Source organism: Pseudomonas sp. PDNC002, assembly GCF_016919445.1.
In the GTDB taxonomy this organism is placed as follows: domain Bacteria; phylum Pseudomonadota; class Gammaproteobacteria; order Pseudomonadales; family Pseudomonadaceae; genus Pseudomonas.
Map to the genome: position 1 here is coordinate 2,151,623 of NZ_CP070356.1, position 17,523 is coordinate 2,169,145.

Consider the following 17,523-nt stretch of genomic DNA (forward strand, 5'->3'; position numbering starts at 1 on the left):
TGTCAGGCCTGCTTCAGCGTTACCAATCCATTCAATACCTGATCCAGGCCGCCGAATACCGAGATGCGGTCGATTCGTTCGGCCACCCGTTCCAGGGTTTCCAGTTCCTTCAGGCGCAGGGCGGTGGGGTTGTCTTCCATCACCTTGGCCGTGTTCAGCAGCGAGCGGGTCGCCGAGGTTTCTTCACGACGACGGATCACGTTCGCCTGTGCGGCCTTCTCAGCCTCCACCACCTGGGCCAGCAGGGTCTTCATCTCGCCCGGCAGGATGATGTCGCGCACGCCCAGGCCGCTGACCTCGATGCCGGTGCCTTGCAGCCGCTCCTTCAGGTAGGCGCCGACCGACTCGTCGATCACCTGCTTGTTCTCCAGCAGTTCATCCAGCGTGCGCGTTCCCACTGCCGCGCGCAGGCCGAACTGCAGCTCGCGGTAGAGGTGCTCCAGCGGCTTGCTCAGGCTGGAAAACGCCATCAGCACGTCGCTGTAACGCCAGTTGGCAGCCAGGTTCAGGCGCAGGCTCACCTTGTCCCGGGTGAGGATTTCCTGGCCGCTGACTTCCAGCGCCTGGATCCGCGTATCGATCAGCTCCACGCTCACCTGGCGGTTGTGGCGCCAGAAGCCGTACTGGCCCGCCGGCAACAGCTCGACCACCGCGCCGTCGACTTTCAGCACGCCGACCTGGTAGGCCGGCACCAGCGTTACCAGCAGCGCCTCGGCGCCGATCACGCTGCGGCCGCGCAGGTTGCCCTGCATCTGCTGCAACAGCGACGGGGCCACGCGGTACTCCTGGCCCAGGTCGATGCGCTCCAGGCGCTGCTCGGTCTGGCCTTTCCAGTACAGTCGGCGGCTGCCGGGTGCGAGGATTTCCGCCAGCACACCGTCCTCGAAACGCAGGCCGGCCTCGTTCTCGGCCAGGTCCATGCGGGTGAAGTAGCGTTCGACCAGCGCAGGTTCGGACTGGCGCAGGTAGCCGGCCAGGCGGTGCTCGAACAGTGGGGTGTTCAGGCTGAAGGTTTCCACGCTCAGGCGGTTGTACAGGTCCAGGTGGCGGTGGATGCCTGGCTCGAGGATCGCCAGGAAGTCGCCCTCGGAGTACAACAGGCCTCGTTCGTTCTTCTTCACGGTAAAGCGCTTCAGCAGTTTCATCTCTCTCTTCCTTCTTCTCTTTGTCCTTGGGTGCCGGTGTTCGCCGGCCCGTCGGGTGGCGAGGAGGGAGCCTGCGAGAGCCAGGTGCTGCGGACTTCCTGTCCATTGCGCCGAATCCATCGGCTAGCACTTGCCTTGTCGCGGGCCCGGTCCTCTTACCGGGCGGGCCGGCGGCGGCTTCGGGTCCCTGGCGTATCCGGCCTTCCTGGCCACTTTGCGCCTGTCCCGTCGCCCACCGGCGGGGTGTTGCCTTCATGAGTAGCTGCCTTAACAGGGCAGTGTTCGAGTCGAACCCGCGACAGGCCATTCGAAAATGGCTGCTCTACCAGGCTGAGCTATCGAACGGCACGGGCAGGATTCGAACCTGTGACGGCTCCCCTCAAAGGAGTGCTCTACCGGGCTGAGCTACCGCGCCATCGACCGTGACTGCTGCAGCGGCATGCACGAAGCCGACACCAGGGGTGGGCTCGGGCACCGGCGGGAGTTGAAGTCCCTGCCCGTGGGCTGCATCAGCGATGCGGTCGAGAGGGATATAGCGAGAGGTGTGCCAGGTTTGTTTTCGATGGGTGAGGAGGTTTGTAAATAGCTGATAAATAACGATTTAATTATTTTTATTGCGTGGCCTTTTGATTTCGCTGGTTGGTCGGTGAAGATATTTATGGATATTCTTGGATCGTTATTTATCTTGATGGATAAAAGATGAAAGCCAAGAAAACCGTCGCCATCGGCTTCCTCGGTTCGACCCTGGACCGCGTCGGCAAGGGCGCGGCGCGCTGGCAGAAGTGGCGGCCCACGGTCGGCCTGTGCCAGCAGCAGGACCTGCTGATCGACCGCCTGGAGCTGATCCACGGGCTGGATGCGCGGGATATCGGGCTGGCCGAGCGCGTCGCCGCCGACGTCCGGCACGTCTCCCCGGAAACCGAGGTGCGCCTGCAACCCATGGCGCTGCGCAACCCCTGGGACTTCGAAGAGGTCTACGGCGCGTTGCACGATTTCGTCGGCGGTTACCCCTTCGACACCGAGCGCGAGGACTACCTGGTGCACATCACCACCGGGACGCACGTCGCGCAGATCTGCTGGTTTCTCCTGACCGAGGCGCGCTACCTGCCGGCGCGGCTGGTGCAGGCGTCGCCGTCGCGGCGCAAGGACGAGGCGCGGCAGCCGGAAGGGACGGTCGCGGTGATCGACCTCAACCTGTCGCGTTACGACCGCATCGCCACGCGCTTCCGCCGCGAGCAGGAGGAGAGCCTGGCGTTCCTGAAGTCCGGCATCGCCACGCGCAACGCCGAGTTCAACCGTTCCATCGAGCAGATCGAGCGGGTTGCCGGGCGCTCCCGCGCACCGATGCTGCTGATCGGCCCGACCGGCGCCGGCAAGTCGTTCCTCGCTCGTCGCGTGTACGAGCTCAAGCGCGCGCGGCACCAGTTCCAGGGCCGTTTCGTCGAGGTGAACTGCGCAACGCTGCGCGGCGACGGCGCCATGTCCGCGCTGTTCGGCCACATCAAGGGGGCCTTCACCGGCGCGCAGAACGCCCGCGAAGGCCTGCTGCGCGCGGCCGATGGCGGCATGCTGTTCCTTGACGAGATCGGCGAGTTGGGCCTGGACGAGCAGGCCATGCTGCTCAAGGCCATCGAGGAGAAGCGTTTCTTCCCGCTGGGCTCGGACCGCGAGATGGGCAGCGATTTCCAGCTGATCGCCGGCACTCACCGTGATCTGCGCGAGCGCGTCGCCGAGGGGCTGTTCCGCGAGGACCTGTTCGCCCGCATCAACCTCTGGACCTTCGACCTGCCGGGCCTGGCAGGGCGCCGTGAGGACATCGAGCCGAACATCGATTTCGAGCTGGAACGCCACGCCCGCGAGCAGGGCCGGCTGGTGCGTTTCAACCGCGAAGCGCGCACGCGCTACCTGGCTTTCGCCAACTCGGCGCTGGCGCTGTGGAGCGGCAACTTCCGCGAGCTGTCGGCATCCATCACGCGCATGGCAACCCTGGCCGACAGCGGGCGGATCGATGAGGCGCTGGTCGAGGAAGAGATCGGCCGGTTACGCCGCTCCTGGGGCGCCACCCAGGCGGAAAGCCTGCTGCAGCTTTTGCTGGGGGAGGGCGCCGAGACGCTGGACCTGTTCGACCGGCTGCAACTGGAAGCGGTGATCGGCGTCTGCCGCCAGGCGCGCAGCCTGTCCGACGCCGGTCGTCAGCTGTTCGCCGTCTCGCGCCAGGAAAAGCAGAACCCCAACGACGCCGATCGCCTGCGCAAGTACCTGGCGCGCTTCGGCCTGGATTGGGCGTCGTTGAGGGGCTGAGGCGCAATGCGCCTCAGTAGTGGTACCAGCGCAGCTCCAGCATCACCTCGTTGCGCGGGCTCGCCTCGTGGCTGAACTCGCGTTGTGCCGATAAGCGCAGGCCGAGGTTGCGGCCCAGCTCCACCTGCTGGCCGAAGCTCAGGGTGCGGCGCACTTCGCCGTTGTGGAAGTAATCGCCCTTGCCCTCCAGGCTGAGGTTGCCCAGCGGGTTGCTCCAGAGCACGCCGGTGTCGAAGCCCATGGCCGGGGCGATGGTGGCGGCGAAGTCCTGGTTGTTCTCGATGCGCGCCGTGCCCAGGGCGAAGGCCTGCAGGTCGTCGGTGAGTTTCCAGCTGCCGCCGGCGCCGCCGTTGAGGTGGCCGACCAGGGTGTCGTGGTCATTGTCGCTGTGTTTGCCGATCACCCGTTCCCAGCCGCCGGCGACTTGCCATGACAGCGGTTGCAGCAGCTCGTTGCGCGGCGTCATGGAGCGGATGGTGACCAGGTCCAGTTGCTGCAGTTGCCAGCGATTGCCTTCGTACTGGCGCAGCTTGAGCTGGCCGATCTCGATCTGCGCGCCGAGGGGGAAACCGTAGGCGTTGTCGTCCAGGTCGTGGTACGCCATGCGCAGGCCGTACTGGGCGAATGCCTCGCCATCGCGGCTACCGGCGCCCAGTTGCCAGGTGCGGGATTCGTGGCCGCTCTCCGGCTGGCCGGGGCGCTCCACGTCCAGCGCGGGCGGCGGGTTGCGGTTGATCGCCTTGAGCAGGTTGTAGCTGCGCGAGGCGGAGCCTTCGTCGCGCGCCTGGCCGGTGGCGCGGTAGCGCACGAGGCGGAAGGCGGTGTCCTGCACCAGCGCCTGGCGGTCGACGGGGAGGGCGGCGAATTCGGGGCTCTGCAACTGGCTGTCGTCATCGGCGATGTGTCGCGCCAGTACCTTCTCGTCGTGGCTCAGCGGTTCGCCGCGGGCCAGCAGCTCGCGTTCGCGGGAGGGGCGGTAGTCCACGCGGTCGATCAACCCGGCGTTCTTCACTGCGCGCACGGTATCGGTTGGGATGGCGGTAATCGGGAATTCGTCGGTCAGCTCGGTGCCGGGCCGGGCGATCTCCAGCAACTCCAGTAGGCGGAACGAGCAGTTCTCGTCGAAGAAGTAGTACTTGAAGCGAATCTGCTTCAGCTCCCAGACGTGTTCCACCATGCGCCCGGTTTCCTCGGGCGTCAGGTTCAGGCGGTACTCCCAGAGGTCGCGGTTCTCCAGGCGGCTGTATTCGGAGAGCTTCTCGCGGTAGGGCACCAGGGCGAACAGGCCGGGGTAGCCGCCCATCAGGCCTTTCCACGCATAGAGAATGCTGTTGTCCATGCCTTCGATGAAGGCGCCGAAGTTCAGCGCGTAGCTGAGCAGGGCGGTGTTGTCGGAGTCGACGTCGGCCTGGTCGATGCGCAGCAGGGTATGGCCGAACATCGAGGACGGGCTGTTCAGGTAGGCAGCGGGGAACACCAGCACGGCGCTGTGCGGGTTGATGTCGCGGTACCAGGTCTGGAACTCCTTGCACTCGACCTGCGGCAAGTCGTCGAGCTGCAATTGCTGGCGTAGCCAGCGGGTGCGCGCGGGATAGACGCACTGGGCGTGCTTGTCGCCGAGACTGGCGGGGGCGTAGAGGGCCTTCACGGTCGCCGCCAGTTCCGACTCCGGGTGGCGCTCTCCGTCCTTGGCGAGGAAAAAGTCCGGATCGTCGACAAAACTGCGCCAGCCACCAAGTTTGGCGTGCTCGTAGTGGCCCAGGGCGAGCCAGTAGGGCTCGTTGGCCAACGCCTGCAGGCGTTGCGCGGCGATCTGTGGGGCGGCGAACAGGGAAGTGCAGGCGCACAGCGCCATCCAGGGCAACAGGCGTTTGGGCATGTAGGAGACTACTGGAAGGAAAGGGGGAGCCCGCTCTGCGGAGCGGGCTCGCATCAGGCGATCAGGCCTGTTCGGCGTACTTGGCCAGGGTGGTGTCCTGCTTCAGCACGGCCTGGGTGTTGGCATAGACGTCCTGGGCGGTAACGTCGGACTTGGTGAAGATCTGAGCGAAGTGCTCGTGGGTGACCTGGGCGAAGTGTGCGCGGTCTTCGGGCTTCACGCCCAGCACCACGGCGTAGGTGGTCAGCGCTTCGCCGTCACCCTTGGCCATGTCCTCGGACAGCTCGTCCATGATGCTGCTGAGCACGATCATCGGCTTGCCGCCGTAGGTCAGCGCACCGTTGGTGTGGCAGCCGTTGGTGCCGGTGGTCATGCCGAAGGTGTTGTTGCCGCTGGTGCCGTTGGTGGTGGCTGCCAGGACGTGGGTGGCGGTGCCGCGCTGGCCCTTGAACAGCATGTTGCCCCAGCCGCAGCCGTCGCTGCCGGGGGCATCGGCGAGGGCGCTGAGGGAGGCGGTGGCGAGGAGGGTACCGAGCAGAATCCTTTTCATCGTTTTTCTCTCTTTATGAGGTCGGGGACCGTTGAACAGTCGCTGACAACAAAACAGCGCCTGCCAGAGCTTTTCTCCAATGCCTTGCGGGTGTCAAGGCAACCGCTGCCGTCAGCAGTATGGCCGAGCCGGGACGACAAGACCCGGCGACCGGCAATTGATCGGCATCAGCGGCGGAAGTCTTGGAACCGGCCACACTTCAATCAGTTCCCCTTCTGAGGTGGTTGTCATGGTCGATTTCGATCCAAGGCCGGCGTTGGACCAATTGGCGGCGGAATACTCCAAGCGCGCCGAGGCGATCCGTCGCGACCTGGGCCAGGCGCACTCGCCGGATTTCGCCGAGCAGGCCCAGCAGCGGCAGAACGATGACGTCCTGCGCGCGCTGTTGGCCGAAGCGGAAGCCGGCATGCGTCTGGTCGGGCTGGCGCGGCTGCGGCTGGCCGAGGGCACCTACGGCGAGTGCGCGCGCTGCGGCGACCCCATCGAAGAGCGTCGCCTGCGTGCGCTGCCGGCAGCCGAGCACTGTCTGCGCTGCGCGGACGCCGTGGACTGACGCTGTCACCAATACTGCCTTGCCAGTGGCGCGCGGGCAGCGCGAGAATGCGGGCAACTCTCCGCGGCCTTGCGCCGCCTGAAGCAAGGACTTCCGATGCCCGATTCCGTTGCTGCCGGCCTGCGCCTGGCGCCCGATGAACTGACCCGCCCCTTCACCCCCGAGCAGTTTCCCTTCAAGACCACCGAAGAACTGGAACCCTTCCTGGGAGTACTCGGCCAGGAGCGCGCGGTCGAGGCGTTGCAGTTCGGTGTGGCGATGCCGCGTCCGGGCTATAACGTGTTCGTCATGGGCGAGCCGGGCACAGGGCGTTTCTCCTTCGTGCAGCGCTACCTGAAGGCCGAGGGCAAGCGCCTGCCGACGCCGGCCGACTGGGTCTACGTCAATAATTTCGACGAATCCCGCGAGCCGCGCGTCATCGAGCTGCCGCCGGGCAGCGCGGCGGAATTCGGCGCTGACATCGATCACCTGATCGACAACCTGCTCTCCACCTTCCCCTCGGTTTTCGAGAACCCGGCCTACCAGCAGAAGAAGAGCGCCATCGATCGCGCCTTCAACCAGCGCTACGACAAGGCCCTGGACACCGTCGAGCGCCTGGCGCTGGAGAAGGAAGTCGCGCTGTACCGCGACAGCTCCAACATCGCCTTCACCCCGATGAAGGATGGCAAGGCGCTGGACGAAGCTGAATTCGCACAGCTGCCCGAGGGGGAGCGCGAGCGCTTCCATGCCGATATCGCCGATCTGGAGGAGCACCTCAACGAGGAGCTGGCCAGCCTGCCGCAGTGGAAGCGCGAGTCGAGCAACCAGCTTCGCCAGCTCAACGAGGAAACCATCACCCTGGCGCTGCAGCCACTGCTAGCGCCGTTGGTGGAGAAGTACAACAACAATTCCGGTGTGAACACCTACCTGCAGTCCATGCAGCTCAATCTGCTGAAGACCGTGGTCGACCAGTTGGTGGATGCCGAGCGCACCGACCCGCAGCGCAAGCAGGGCCTGGAGGAGCAGTACGCGCCCAACCAGGTGATCGGTCACCACGCCACCAGTGGCGCGCCAGTGGTTTTCGAGTCGCACCCGACCTACGACAACCTGTTCGGACGTATCGAATACGCGTCTGACCAGGGCGCCCTCTACACCAGCTACCGCCAACTGCGCCCGGGCGCGCTGCACCGTGCCAACGGCGGCTTCCTGGTGCTGGAGGCGGAGAAGCTGCTCAGCGAACCCTTCGTCTGGGACGCCCTCAAGCGCGCGCTGCAGTCGCGCCAGCTGAAGATGGAGTCGCCCCTGGCCGAACTGGGCCGTCTGGCCGCCATGAGCCTGACGCCCCAGGTGATCCCGCTGAACATCAAGGTGATCATCATCGGTTCGCGGCAGATCTACTACACGTTGCAGGACCTGGATCCTGACTTCCAGGAAATGTTCCGCGTCCTGGTGGACTTCGATGAAGACGTCCCGCTGGGCGAAGACAGCCTCGAACAGTTCGCCGCCCTGCTGAAGACCCGCACCTCGGAAGAAGGCCTGGCGCCGCTCACCCGTGAAGCCGTGGCGCGCCTGGCCACCTACAGCGCGCGCCTGGCCGAGCACCAGGGACGGCTCTCGGCGCGCATCAGCGACCTGTTCCAACTGGTCAGCGAGGCGGACTTCATTCGCCAGCTGGCTAACGACGAGGTGACCGACCTGGGTCACATCGAACGTGCCCTGAAGGCCAAGGAAACCCGCACTGGCCGCGTCTCCGCGCGGATTCTCGATGACATCCTCGCCGGCATCATCCTGATCGACAGCGAAGGCGCGGCGGTGGGCAAGTGCAACGGCCTGACCGTGCTGGAAGTGGGCGACTCCGCCTTCGGCATGCCGGCGCGCATTTCCGCCACCGTCTACCCCGGCGGCAGCGGCATCGTCGACATCGAGCGCGAGGTCAATCTCGGCCAGCCGATCCACTCCAAGGGCGTGATGATCCTTACCGGCTACCTCGGCAGCCGGTATGCCCAGGAATTCCCGCTGGAGATTTCCGCGAGCATCGCGCTGGAACAGTCCTACGGCTATGTGGATGGCGACAGCGCCTCGCTGGGCGAGGTCTGCACATTGATTTCCGCGTTGTCGCGCACGCCGCTGCGGCAGTGCTTCGCCATCACCGGTTCGATCAACCAGTTCGGCGAAGTGCAGGCGGTCGGCGGGGTCAACGAAAAGATCGAGGGCTTCTTCCGCCTTTGCGAGGCTCGCGGCCTGACCGGCGAACAGGGTGTGATCATCCCGCGCGCCAACATCGCCACGCTGATGCTCGACGAGCGCGTGCTGCAGGCGGTGCGCAACGGTCAGTTCCACGTCTACGCCGTGCGCCAGGTCGACGAAGCGCTGGGGCTGCTGGTGGGTGAGCCGGCTGGCGCGCCGGATGCCAAGGGCTATTTCCCCAAGGGCAGCGTCAACGCCCGTGTCGTCGAGCGCCTCAAAGAGATCTCCGAGCTGGGCATGGACGAAGAGGAGAAGGAAAAAGACAAGGAGAAGCCGGTCAAGGAAGTCGCCGCCAAGCCCAAGGTGGAGAAGGCGCCTGTGGACAAGGCTCCTGTGGAAAAGGAGCGTGCCCGCAGGAAGAAGGGCGACTGAGCAGAAGCTAAGCAACTGCTCGCAACCCAGGCGGGGCGCCCCTGTGGCGCTCCTGCCCCCGCACTTTTCACACCGTTATCCACAAGATGGGTGGATAAATCGGCGCTTTCGCGTGTCGGAACCTGGGTGTAGTCTCGAACTCAGGACAACCGCGAGGGTGCCGCCATGCCGCGTAACCTCTGCCTTATCCGCCCCTGTCTGGGGTTGACCACGCGCATCGAGTGCGTGATCAGGCCGCTGGCCGGAGAGAATGGACTCTGGACTTTGTTGTGTGCCGCCGGCATGTCCGGTGCGCAGCCTACCGCCATCAAGGCGCAGGGCCCGTTCTGCGGGCCTTTCGTGGCTGAGGGCGTGCTTGACGCGATCTGCGACTGCCTGGCCCAGCAGGGCTATGTCGAGGCTCCCGACCCACCGATCTGGCAACTGCACCTGCAGGGTGAACTGCGCCGCCTGAATGGCGAGCGCTCACGTCGCGCAGGCAATTTCCAGCTCCGACCCGAGGTCTGACGCGAAGAGTGGGCAGCGCCTGCACAATTTGCTGAACGCCCCGTGGTTCCTGGCCGCTACGCATTCATACCGTGGCGGCCCACATATTTATCCACAGAAATGCGGGATAACTCGCAACTGCCTTCCGCTATACTGCCGCCGCCTCCTTCCTCAGACCTTCCTACGAGCACCATGGAACGATTCATCGAGAATTCCCTGTACGCCGCACGCTGGTTGCTGGCGCCGATCTACATCGGCCTGTCGTTGGCCCTGCTGGCGCTGACCATCAAGTTCTTCCAGGAAATCATCCATATCCTGCCCGGCATCTTCTCGATCGCCGAAGCGGACCTGGTCCTGGTCATCCTCTCGCTGATCGACATGGCGCTGGTGGGTGGCTTGCTGGTGATGGTGATGTTCTCCGGCTACGAGAACTTCGTGTCGCAGCTGGACATCGACGAAGACAAGGAGAAGCTCAACTGGCTGGGCAAGATGGACGCCAGCTCGCTGAAGAACAAGGTAGCTGCCTCCATCGTGGCGATCTCCTCGATCCACCTGCTGCGAATCTTCATGGACGCGAAGAACGTCGATGACAACAAACTGATGTGGTACGTGATCATTCACCTCACATTCGTGCTGTCGGCCTTCGCCATGGGCTATCTGGACAAGGCCACGCGTCACGACCACTGAGCCCTTCAAGCGCTTCCCTAGCCGCCCGACCGTTGCAAAACGGACGGGCGGTTGTGTTTTCGGCTTGCGGTGAGCGCCTGCTGTACAAGACTTTTTGCGTGGATCAATCCGCAGGAGGTACAGCGTATGAATCTGCAGGAACTGACCAGTCGCTCCGTCGCCGGTGATATCGACGAGATCAACCTGGTGTCGCTGGAGGGCGATATCTATGTGTTGGAGGCCCGCATGGGCGCGCGCTTCTACCCGCTCCAGGACGAGGCCGGACACGTCATCAGCGTGCGGTCCGTGGCGCATGCGCGGGAAGTGCTCCGCGCGTTGCCCAATGTCCCCTTTCATCTGGTGCATGCCGTGGTGCATGACGAGATGTGCGGCATGGATGATGAGCGCGACATCGGCGCGGGCGTGACCATCCCGTTGCATTAGGTTCGTGGCGCCGGTCCATCCCGCTGCGCGAGGCTCGCGCGGTGGGGGAGGCGGTGCATCTGTGCTAGGCTGGCGGCCCTTTTTTGAACCCCCAGCGGAGCGCCGCCATGAGCGAACTCAATCTTTCCACCGACGAAGCCCGCGTCAGCTACGGCATTGGCCGTCAGCTGGGCGACCAGCTGCGCGAGAACCCGGTTCCGGGCATGACCCTCGACGCCATCCTCGCTGGCCTGTCCGACGCCTACGCCGGCGCCGAAAGCCGTGTTCCGGGCGAAGCCCTGTCCGCCAGCTTCCAGGTGATCCGCGAGCGCATGCAGGCCGAAGCCCAGGCGAAAGCCGAAGCTGCCGCCGCCGTTGGTCGCGAGTACCTGGTGGAAAACGCCAAGCGCGAAGGCATTACTGTCCTGCCGTCCGGCCTGCAGTACGAAGTACTGGTCAGCGGCGAAGGCGCCAAGCCGTCCCGCGAAGACACCGTGCGTACCCACTACCACGGCACCCTGGTCGACGGCACCGTCTTCGACAGCTCCTACGAGCGCGGCCAGCCGGCCGAATTCCCGGTGGGCGGTGTGATCGCCGGCTGGGTCGAGGCCCTGCAACTGATGAACGCCGGCAGCAAGTGGCGCCTGCACGTGCCGAGCGAGCTCGCCTATGGCGGCCAGGCCGTCGGCAGCATCCCGCCGCACAGCGTGCTGGTGTTCGACGTCGAGCTGCTGGAAATCCTCTGATTCCCGAGGGTTCGCTGCGGAGTGCCATCCTTGGCGACTCCGCAGGAAGAGGGGCGCTTCGGCGCCCCTTTGTGCATCCGCCTCCCGGGCGGCGGAGCACCGGCGGCGCGTCCTGCGCCTCCGCAACCTCTCGAACATTCCCGCCTTTTTGAAGGAGCGGGCTTGCACATGTGTCTAGCGCAGCGCGCGGGCGTAACAGAACAGGAACAGGTTGCGCACCAGCTCCTTGAGCACCAGCGGCTCGCTGGTATTGAGCTCGGATAATTCCAGGCCACCCTGTTCGCGCAGCTCATCCAGGGCCTCTTCCTCCAGCACCGCGCAGACTTCCCCGGTGTCCCGATGCAGGATGCGCAGGTAGGGGTGCGGGCGATCCAGCCAGGCGTCAATCATGTAGGTCATGGCATGTTCCTCCGTGCAGACCGTTTAATGAGAATAATTCTTATTATCTCAATAGCAAGCCTGAATTGGAAAAATTTTCACGCAGGCGACGATCTGTTGTTCCCGTTGTTGTTCCCGCCCAGGGGACAGACAACAAAAAGCCCGCCGCGGCGAACCGGGGCGGGCCTTTGCGAAGCGGCGGATCAGTGCGTGCGGGCGACGGAGAACTCGGCCAGCTCGATCAGCGCGGCGCGGTATTCGTTGTCCGGCAGCGCCTTGAGGTGCTCAATGGCGCGGGCCGCGTATTCGCGGGCCAGGTTGGCGGTGTAGTCCAGGGCGCCGGCAGCTTCCACGGCGGCGCGGATGCCCTCCAGGTCCTGGCTGCCGCCTTGCTGGATGGCCTTGCGCACGAGCGCGGCCTGTTCCGGGGTGCCGTCGCGCATGGTGGCGATCAGCGGCAGGGTCGGCTTGCCTTCGGCGAGGTCGTCGCCGACATTCTTGCCCAGGCTTGCGGCGTCGCCGCGGTAGTCGAGCAGGTCGTCCACCAGCTGGAAGGCGATGCCCAGGGCGTCGCCGAACAGGCGCAGCGCCTCGGATTGCTCCGGCTGGGCGTTGGCCAGCGCGGCAGCGCTGTGGGTGGAGGCTTCGAAGAGCATCGCGGTCTTGCCGCGGATGACTTCCATGTAGGTTTCTTCGGTGGTGCTGGCGTCGCGGACCTTGGACAGCTGCAGCACTTCGCCTTCGGCGATCACGCGGGTCGCCTGGGAGATGATGCGCATCACCGGCATGGAGCCGAGTTCGACCATCATTTCGAAGGAGCGCGCATAAAGGAAGTCACCCACCAGCACGCTTGGCGCGTTGCCCCACTGGGCATTGGCGGTGGCGCGGCCGCGGCGCAGGCCGGAGGCATCGACCACGTCGTCGTGCAGCAGGGTCGAGGTGTGCAGGAACTCAATGGTGGCGGCCAGTAGCTTCAGGTCATCGCCCGAATAGCCCAGAGCCTTGCCAGAGAGGAGCACCAGCAGCGGGCGCAGACGCTTGCCACCGGCGGAGATGATGTAGTCGCCGATCTTTTCCACCAGGGGAACGCGAGAAGTGAGTTGGCGACGGATGATTCCGTCGACGGCGGTGAAGTCATCCGCCACCACGCGATAGAAAGCCTGGGGTTGCATTAAAGACAGCGCTCCTCGTAGATTGCGCGGCATGCTAGGTGCCGGGGGGAAGGCCTGTCAAGGAAAGCCCCGGCAGGCTTGATTCGCGCCGAGTGTTTGCGTAGAATCGCGGCCCCGAACTTCCCTGGCATATCCTGCCTTACGCAATTGCACGGGCGTCCTTTCCGGCCCCATGCAGCCATGCCGACCGATTCCTCTTTCTATAAAGCGTCGGGTGAGCAGGTCTAACGGAGACATCCAGATGTACGCAGTAATTGTTACTGGTGGCAAGCAATACAAAGTCACCGAAGGCGAATTCCTCAAGGTCGAGAAACTCGACGTTGCCACCGGCGAAGCGATCAACCTGGATCGCATCCTGCTGGTTGCCAACGGCGACGACGTCAAGATCGGCCTGCCGGTGGTAGAAGGCGCGAAAGTGACCGCTGAAGTGGTTTCCCACGGTCGTCACGATAAAATCCGCATCATCAAGTTCCGCCGCCGCAAGCACCACATGAAGCGTCAGGGCCACCGCCAGTGGTTCACTGAAATCAAAATCACCGGCATCCAGGCCTAATTCCTCTTTAGGAGAATTGACTCATGGCACACAAAAAAGCTGGCGGTAGTACCCGCAACGGCCGCGACTCAGAAAGCAAACGCCTTGGCGTGAAGCTGTTCGGTAGCCAGGCTGTTAAAGCAGGCAACATCATCGTGCGTCAGCGCGGTACCCAGTTCCACGCTGGCTACGGCGTTGGCATGGGCAAGGATCACACCCTGTTCGCTAAAGTCGACGGCGTGATCAAGTTCGAAGTGAAAGGCGCCTTTGGCCGTCGCTATGTAAGCGTCGTCGCTGCCTAAGCGAGCTCTCACTGAAAAAGCCCTGTCTCGCGACGGGGCTTTTTTGTTTCTGGCGTTTCCAGGCGAGGTGCCGTCGGTTCGGGCGTTTGCGCGGACTTGGCTGTATCCTATGCTCCTTTTCTTATTCAACCCGCCCTCCGGCGGGAGGCGTTAGCAATGAAATTCGTCGACGAAGTATCCATCCACGTGAAAGCCGGTGACGGCGGCAACGGCCTCATGAGCTTCCGCCGCGAGAAGTTCATCGAGAAAGGCGGTCCCAACGGCGGTGACGGTGGTGACGGCGGCTCGGTGTTCCTCGAGGCCGACGAGAACCTGAATACCCTGGTGGACTACCGCTACACCCGCCGCTTCGACGCCCAGCGCGGCGAGAACGGTGGCAGCAAGGACTGCACCGGTGCCAAGGGTGACGATCTCGTCCTGCCCGTGCCGGTCGGTACCACCATCATCGATGCCAACACCCAGGAAATCATTGGTGACCTGACCACTGCCGGTCAGCGCCTGATGGTCGCCCAGGGCGGCTGGCACGGCCTGGGTAATACCCGCTTCAAGTCCAGCACCAACCGTGCGCCGCGCCAGACCACTCCGGGCAAGCCCGGCGAGGCGCGTGATCTCAAGCTGGAGCTGAAGGTACTGGCAGACGTTGGTCTGCTCGGCCTGCCGAACGCCGGCAAGAGCACCTTCATCCGTGCGGTGTCCGCCGCCAAGCCGAAGGTCGCCGACTATCCCTTCACCACCCTGGTGCCGAACCTGGGCGTAGTCAGCGTTGGTCGCTTCAAGAGCTTCGTGGTCGCCGATATTCCTGGCCTGATCGAAGGTGCCGCCGAAGGCGCCGGCCTGGGCATCCGCTTCCTCAAGCACCTGGCGCGTACTCGCCTGCTGCTGCATATCGTGGACATGGCGCCGCTGGACGAAAGCGACCCGGCTGATGCTGCTGAGATCATTGTCCATGAGTTGGAGAAATTCAGCCCGGCACTGACTGAGCGTGACCGCTGGCTGGTGCTGAACAAGATGGACCAGATCCTCGAGCCCGAAGAGCAAGAGCGTCGCAAGCAGGACGTGGTCGATCGCCTGGGTTGGGAAGGTCCGGTCTATGTGATCTCTGCCCTGGAGCGCGAAGGCACCGAGAAGCTGAGCCAGGACATCATGAAATACCTCGACGAGCGCACCCTGCGCATCGAGGAGGAGCCGGCCTATGGCGAAGCCCTGGCGGCGCTGGATCAGCGCATCGAGGACGAGGCTCGCGCCCGCCTGCAGGCGCTGGACGATGCCCGCGCTCTGCGCCGCGCCGGTCTGAAGAATGCCGACGATGTGGATGACGATGATTTCGAGGATGACGAAGACGACGGCGATGGGCCGGAAATCTTCTATGTGCCTTGATCGGAGCGGCGCCCGCTGGTCCGGATGTAACGTGTGAGGCCTGACTTCTAGAGCCTGTTCAAAGTCTCGTCGAGCGCAGCTCAGGCAAGGCAAAAGCAGGTGAAAAAGCGCAGTTTACGAGTGGTAAATGAGCATTTTGAGCCTGCTTTTAACTCAGCATGGGCAAGCGCAGGCAGACATTGGACAGGTTCTAAGGTTGAGGGTATGCGTGAGAAGGTAACTGGCGCCAAGCGCTGGGTAGTCAAGATTGGCAGTGCGTTGCTGACCGCTGATGGTCGTGGTCTGGATCGCGACGCCATGGCGGTATGGGTCGAGCAAATGGTCGCGCTGCATTGCGCGGGCGTCGAGCTGGTGCTGGTGTCCTCGGGCGCTGTCGCGGCGGGCATGAGTCGCCTGGGTTGGGTTTCCCGACCTAGCGACATGCACGAGCTGCAGGCGGCTGCCGCGGTGGGGCAGATGGGCCTGGTGCAGGCCTGGGAGTCCAGCTTTGGCGTGCACGGCCTGCAGACTGCGCAGGTGCTGCTGACTCATGACGACCTCTCGGACCGCAAGCGTTACCTGAACGGGCGCAATACCCTGCGCACGTTGGTCGATCTCGGCGTGATCCCGGTGATCAACGAGAACGACACCGTGGTCACCGACGAGATCCGCTTCGGCGACAACGATACCCTGGCGGCGCTGGTGGCCAACCTGGTCGAGGCTGATCTGCTGGTGATCCTCACGGACCGAGACGGCATGTTCGATGCCGACCCGCGCAACAATCCCGATGCCCAGTTGATTTTCGAGGCCCGTGCGGATGATTCGGCGCTGGATGCGGTGGCTGGCGGTACCGGCGGCGCGCTGGGGCGTGGTGGCATGCAGACCAAGCTGCGCGCTGCGCGGCTGGCTGCGCGTTCTGGTGCGCATACCGTGATCGTCGGCGGGCGTATCGAGCGCGTGCTGGATCGTTTGCGTGTCGGCGAGCGCCTCGGCACGCTGCTGACTCCCGAGCAGAGCCGTAAGGCGGCGCGCAAGCAGTGGCTGGCTGGCCACCTGCAGATGCGCGGCACGCTGGTGCTGGATGATGGGGCTGTGAAAGCGGTCGCTCAGGATCACAAGAGTTTGCTGCCGGTCGGCGTGAAGGCCGTTCAGGGCAGTTTCCGTCGTGGTGAGATGGTGGTCTGTGTGGATCAGCGGGGGCGCGAAATCGCCCGCGGGCTGGCCAATTACAGCGCGCTCGAGGCGCAAAAGATCGTCGGCCAGCCGACCGATGCCATCGAAGGCCTGCTTGGCTATGTCGATGGGCCTGAGCTGGTGCACCGCGACAACCTGGTTCTCGTCTGAGGAGCATTCGCATGCGCAAGGGATTGATCGCTGCACTGATGTTGCTGCCGGCGCTGGCTCGGGCCGATGTGATCGGCGAAGTGTCCACCGTCTTCAAGTGGGTCGGGCCGAACGATAAGATCCTCGTCGAGGCCTTCGATGATCCGAAGGTGGAGGGCGTCAGCTGCTACCTGTCCCGCGCCAAGACCGGCGGTGTGAAGGGTGGGCTGGGGCTGGCGGAGGACCGCGCCGAGGCGTCGATCTCTTGTCGCCAGATCGGGCCGATCCGTTTCGCTGGTGAGCTCAAGGACGGCGAGGTGGTGTTTCAGCAGCGTACTTCACTGGTGTTCAAGACCATGCAGGTGGTGCGCTTCTTCGACAAGAAGCGCAACGCGCTGGTCTATCTGGTTTACAGCGACCGGGTGATCGAGGGTAGTCCGCAGAATGCGGTGACGGCGATTCCGATCATGCCGTGGCCTGAGAAGTAAGAAAGAAAAGGGCGGGCTGACCGCCCTTTCTTTTTGCCCGCAGAAAGCCGCCCCTTGGATAAGTGTCAGGTAGGCAAATCGCAGGCAATAAAAAACCGGCCCTGGGGCCGGTTTTTCAAGAACGGAACGCTTACGCGGTGGCCAGGGCCTTCACGTGGGCGTTCAGGCGGCTCTTGTGACGAGCGGCCTTGTTCTTGTGGATGATGCCTTTGTCGGCCATGCGGTCGATGACCGGTACGGCAGCAACCAGAGCGGCCTGGGCCTTCGGCAGGTCCTTGGCGTCGACTGCTTTGACTACGTTCTTGATGTAGGTACGAACCATAGAACGCAGGCTGGCGTTGTGGCTGCGACGCTTCTCAGCCTGTTTGGCGCGTTTTTTGGCGGAAGGTGTGTTGGCCACCGTCGAGCTCCTCGAAAAAAACTTGGGATGTTGCGAATAAATTAAGGCCGCGAATAATGCCGTTGCATCAAGGCCTTGTCAAGGGTATGGGCAACCTCCGACGAGTGGTGCGACGGGCGTACACTGGCCGGCGGACGGGGTGATTTATTCGCCCCGCGGCCCTACACTGCTGCGCTTCGCCTGGCATGCGAGCAATCGCTCCAAGCCAGTGCCGCGCCCGGCAGG

The 17,523-nt window shown here is 64.1% G+C and carries 18 protein-coding genes; 12 read left to right on the forward strand and 6 right to left on the reverse strand.

Going from position 1 to position 17,523, the window contains the following annotated elements:
* Nucleotides 1–2: 2 nt before the first annotated feature.
* Nucleotides 3–1,145 carry a slipin family protein gene (locus JVX91_RS10005; RefSeq protein WP_205339085.1) on the reverse strand — a complete coding sequence of 381 codons (1,143 nt, stop codon included), beginning with the start codon at nt 1,143–1,145 and terminating at the stop codon, nt 3–5.
* A gap of 699 nt (nt 1,146–1,844) precedes the next feature.
* Here JVX91_RS10005 and rtcR point away from each other — a divergent pair.
* Complete coding sequence (rtcR, locus tag JVX91_RS10010) at nt 1,845–3,446, forward strand: RNA repair transcriptional activator RtcR (RefSeq protein WP_205339086.1); 1,602 nt, start codon at nt 1,845–1,847, stop codon at nt 3,444–3,446.
* Nucleotides 3,447–3,459: 13 nt separating this feature from the next.
* Here the strand turns inward: rtcR and JVX91_RS10015 are convergent, their stop codons facing one another.
* On the reverse strand, nt 3,460–5,325 hold the full coding sequence (locus JVX91_RS10015; protein ID WP_205339087.1) for a DUF4105 domain-containing protein: 1,866 nt from the start codon (nt 5,323–5,325) through the stop codon (nt 3,460–3,462).
* A gap of 61 nt (nt 5,326–5,386) precedes the next feature.
* On the reverse strand, nt 5,387–5,875 hold the full coding sequence (locus JVX91_RS10020) for a DUF3015 domain-containing protein (RefSeq protein ID WP_205339088.1): 489 nt from the start codon (nt 5,873–5,875) through the stop codon (nt 5,387–5,389).
* Nucleotides 5,876–6,104: 229 nt separating this feature from the next.
* On the opposite strand from JVX91_RS10020, the gene JVX91_RS10025 reads away from it, so the two are divergent.
* The 6 genes from JVX91_RS10025 to JVX91_RS10050 all read left to right on the forward strand — a co-directional run bounded on the left by JVX91_RS10025 (nt 6,105) and on the right by JVX91_RS10050 (nt 11,347).
* Nucleotides 6,105–6,428 (forward strand): TraR/DksA family transcriptional regulator, encoded by a 324-nt coding sequence (locus JVX91_RS10025; RefSeq protein WP_205339089.1) that lies wholly within the window; start codon nt 6,105–6,107, stop codon nt 6,426–6,428.
* Nucleotides 6,429–6,524: 96 nt separating this feature from the next.
* A complete protein-coding gene (locus tag JVX91_RS10030; protein WP_205339090.1) occupies nt 6,525–9,026 on the forward strand; it encodes an ATP-binding protein in 2,502 nt (833 codons plus the stop codon).
* A gap of 165 nt (nt 9,027–9,191) precedes the next feature.
* Nucleotides 9,192–9,533 carry a hypothetical protein gene (locus JVX91_RS10035; protein WP_205339091.1) on the forward strand — a complete coding sequence of 114 codons (342 nt, stop codon included), beginning with the start codon at nt 9,192–9,194 and terminating at the stop codon, nt 9,531–9,533.
* Between the two features lie 171 nt (nt 9,534–9,704).
* On the forward strand, nt 9,705–10,199 hold the full coding sequence (locus JVX91_RS10040) for a TIGR00645 family protein (RefSeq protein ID WP_205339092.1): 495 nt from the start codon (nt 9,705–9,707) through the stop codon (nt 10,197–10,199).
* A 126-nt stretch (nt 10,200–10,325) separates the two neighbouring features.
* Nucleotides 10,326–10,622, forward strand: coding sequence for a DUF6482 family protein (locus JVX91_RS10045; RefSeq protein WP_205339093.1), 297 nt, complete (start codon nt 10,326–10,328; stop codon nt 10,620–10,622).
* A 107-nt stretch (nt 10,623–10,729) separates the two neighbouring features.
* On the forward strand, nt 10,730–11,347 hold the full coding sequence (locus tag JVX91_RS10050) for an FKBP-type peptidyl-prolyl cis-trans isomerase (RefSeq protein ID WP_054909924.1): 618 nt from the start codon (nt 10,730–10,732) through the stop codon (nt 11,345–11,347).
* A 174-nt stretch (nt 11,348–11,521) separates the two neighbouring features.
* On the opposite strand, the gene JVX91_RS10055 is transcribed toward JVX91_RS10050, so the two are convergent.
* Nucleotides 11,522–11,746 carry a hypothetical protein gene (locus JVX91_RS10055; protein ID WP_045217230.1) on the reverse strand — a complete coding sequence of 75 codons (225 nt, stop codon included), beginning with the start codon at nt 11,744–11,746 and terminating at the stop codon, nt 11,522–11,524.
* Between the two features lie 182 nt (nt 11,747–11,928).
* Nucleotides 11,929–12,897: a polyprenyl synthetase family protein gene (locus JVX91_RS10060; RefSeq protein ID WP_024763078.1), complete on the reverse strand. Its 969-nt coding sequence runs from the start codon at nt 12,895–12,897 to the stop codon at nt 11,929–11,931.
* Nucleotides 12,898–13,138: 241 nt separating this feature from the next.
* Between JVX91_RS10060 and rplU the strand changes: the two genes are divergently transcribed.
* From rplU to JVX91_RS10085, 5 genes are all read left to right on the forward strand, one after another.
* Entirely contained in the window at nt 13,139–13,450 is a 312-nt protein-coding gene (gene rplU / locus JVX91_RS10065) for a 50S ribosomal protein L21 (RefSeq protein WP_138212169.1), read from the forward strand.
* Between the two features lie 23 nt (nt 13,451–13,473).
* A complete protein-coding gene (gene rpmA / locus JVX91_RS10070) occupies nt 13,474–13,731 on the forward strand; it encodes a 50S ribosomal protein L27 (RefSeq protein ID WP_017521622.1) in 258 nt (85 codons plus the stop codon).
* A 156-nt stretch (nt 13,732–13,887) separates the two neighbouring features.
* Complete coding sequence (cgtA, locus tag JVX91_RS10075) at nt 13,888–15,108, forward strand: Obg family GTPase CgtA (RefSeq protein ID WP_205339094.1); 1,221 nt, start codon at nt 13,888–13,890, stop codon at nt 15,106–15,108.
* A gap of 204 nt (nt 15,109–15,312) precedes the next feature.
* A complete protein-coding gene (gene proB / locus JVX91_RS10080) occupies nt 15,313–16,431 on the forward strand; it encodes a glutamate 5-kinase (RefSeq protein ID WP_205339095.1) in 1,119 nt (372 codons plus the stop codon).
* Nucleotides 16,432–16,442: 11 nt separating this feature from the next.
* Nucleotides 16,443–16,898 (forward strand): CreA family protein, encoded by a 456-nt coding sequence (locus JVX91_RS10085; RefSeq protein ID WP_205339096.1) that lies wholly within the window; start codon nt 16,443–16,445, stop codon nt 16,896–16,898.
* A gap of 130 nt (nt 16,899–17,028) precedes the next feature.
* Here JVX91_RS10085 and rpsT read toward each other — a convergent pair whose 3' ends face one another.
* Nucleotides 17,029–17,298, reverse strand: a complete 270-nt coding sequence (rpsT, locus tag JVX91_RS10090; RefSeq protein ID WP_009617555.1) for a 30S ribosomal protein S20 — start codon at nt 17,296–17,298, stop codon at nt 17,029–17,031.
* Nucleotides 17,299–17,523: the final 225 nt, after the last annotated feature.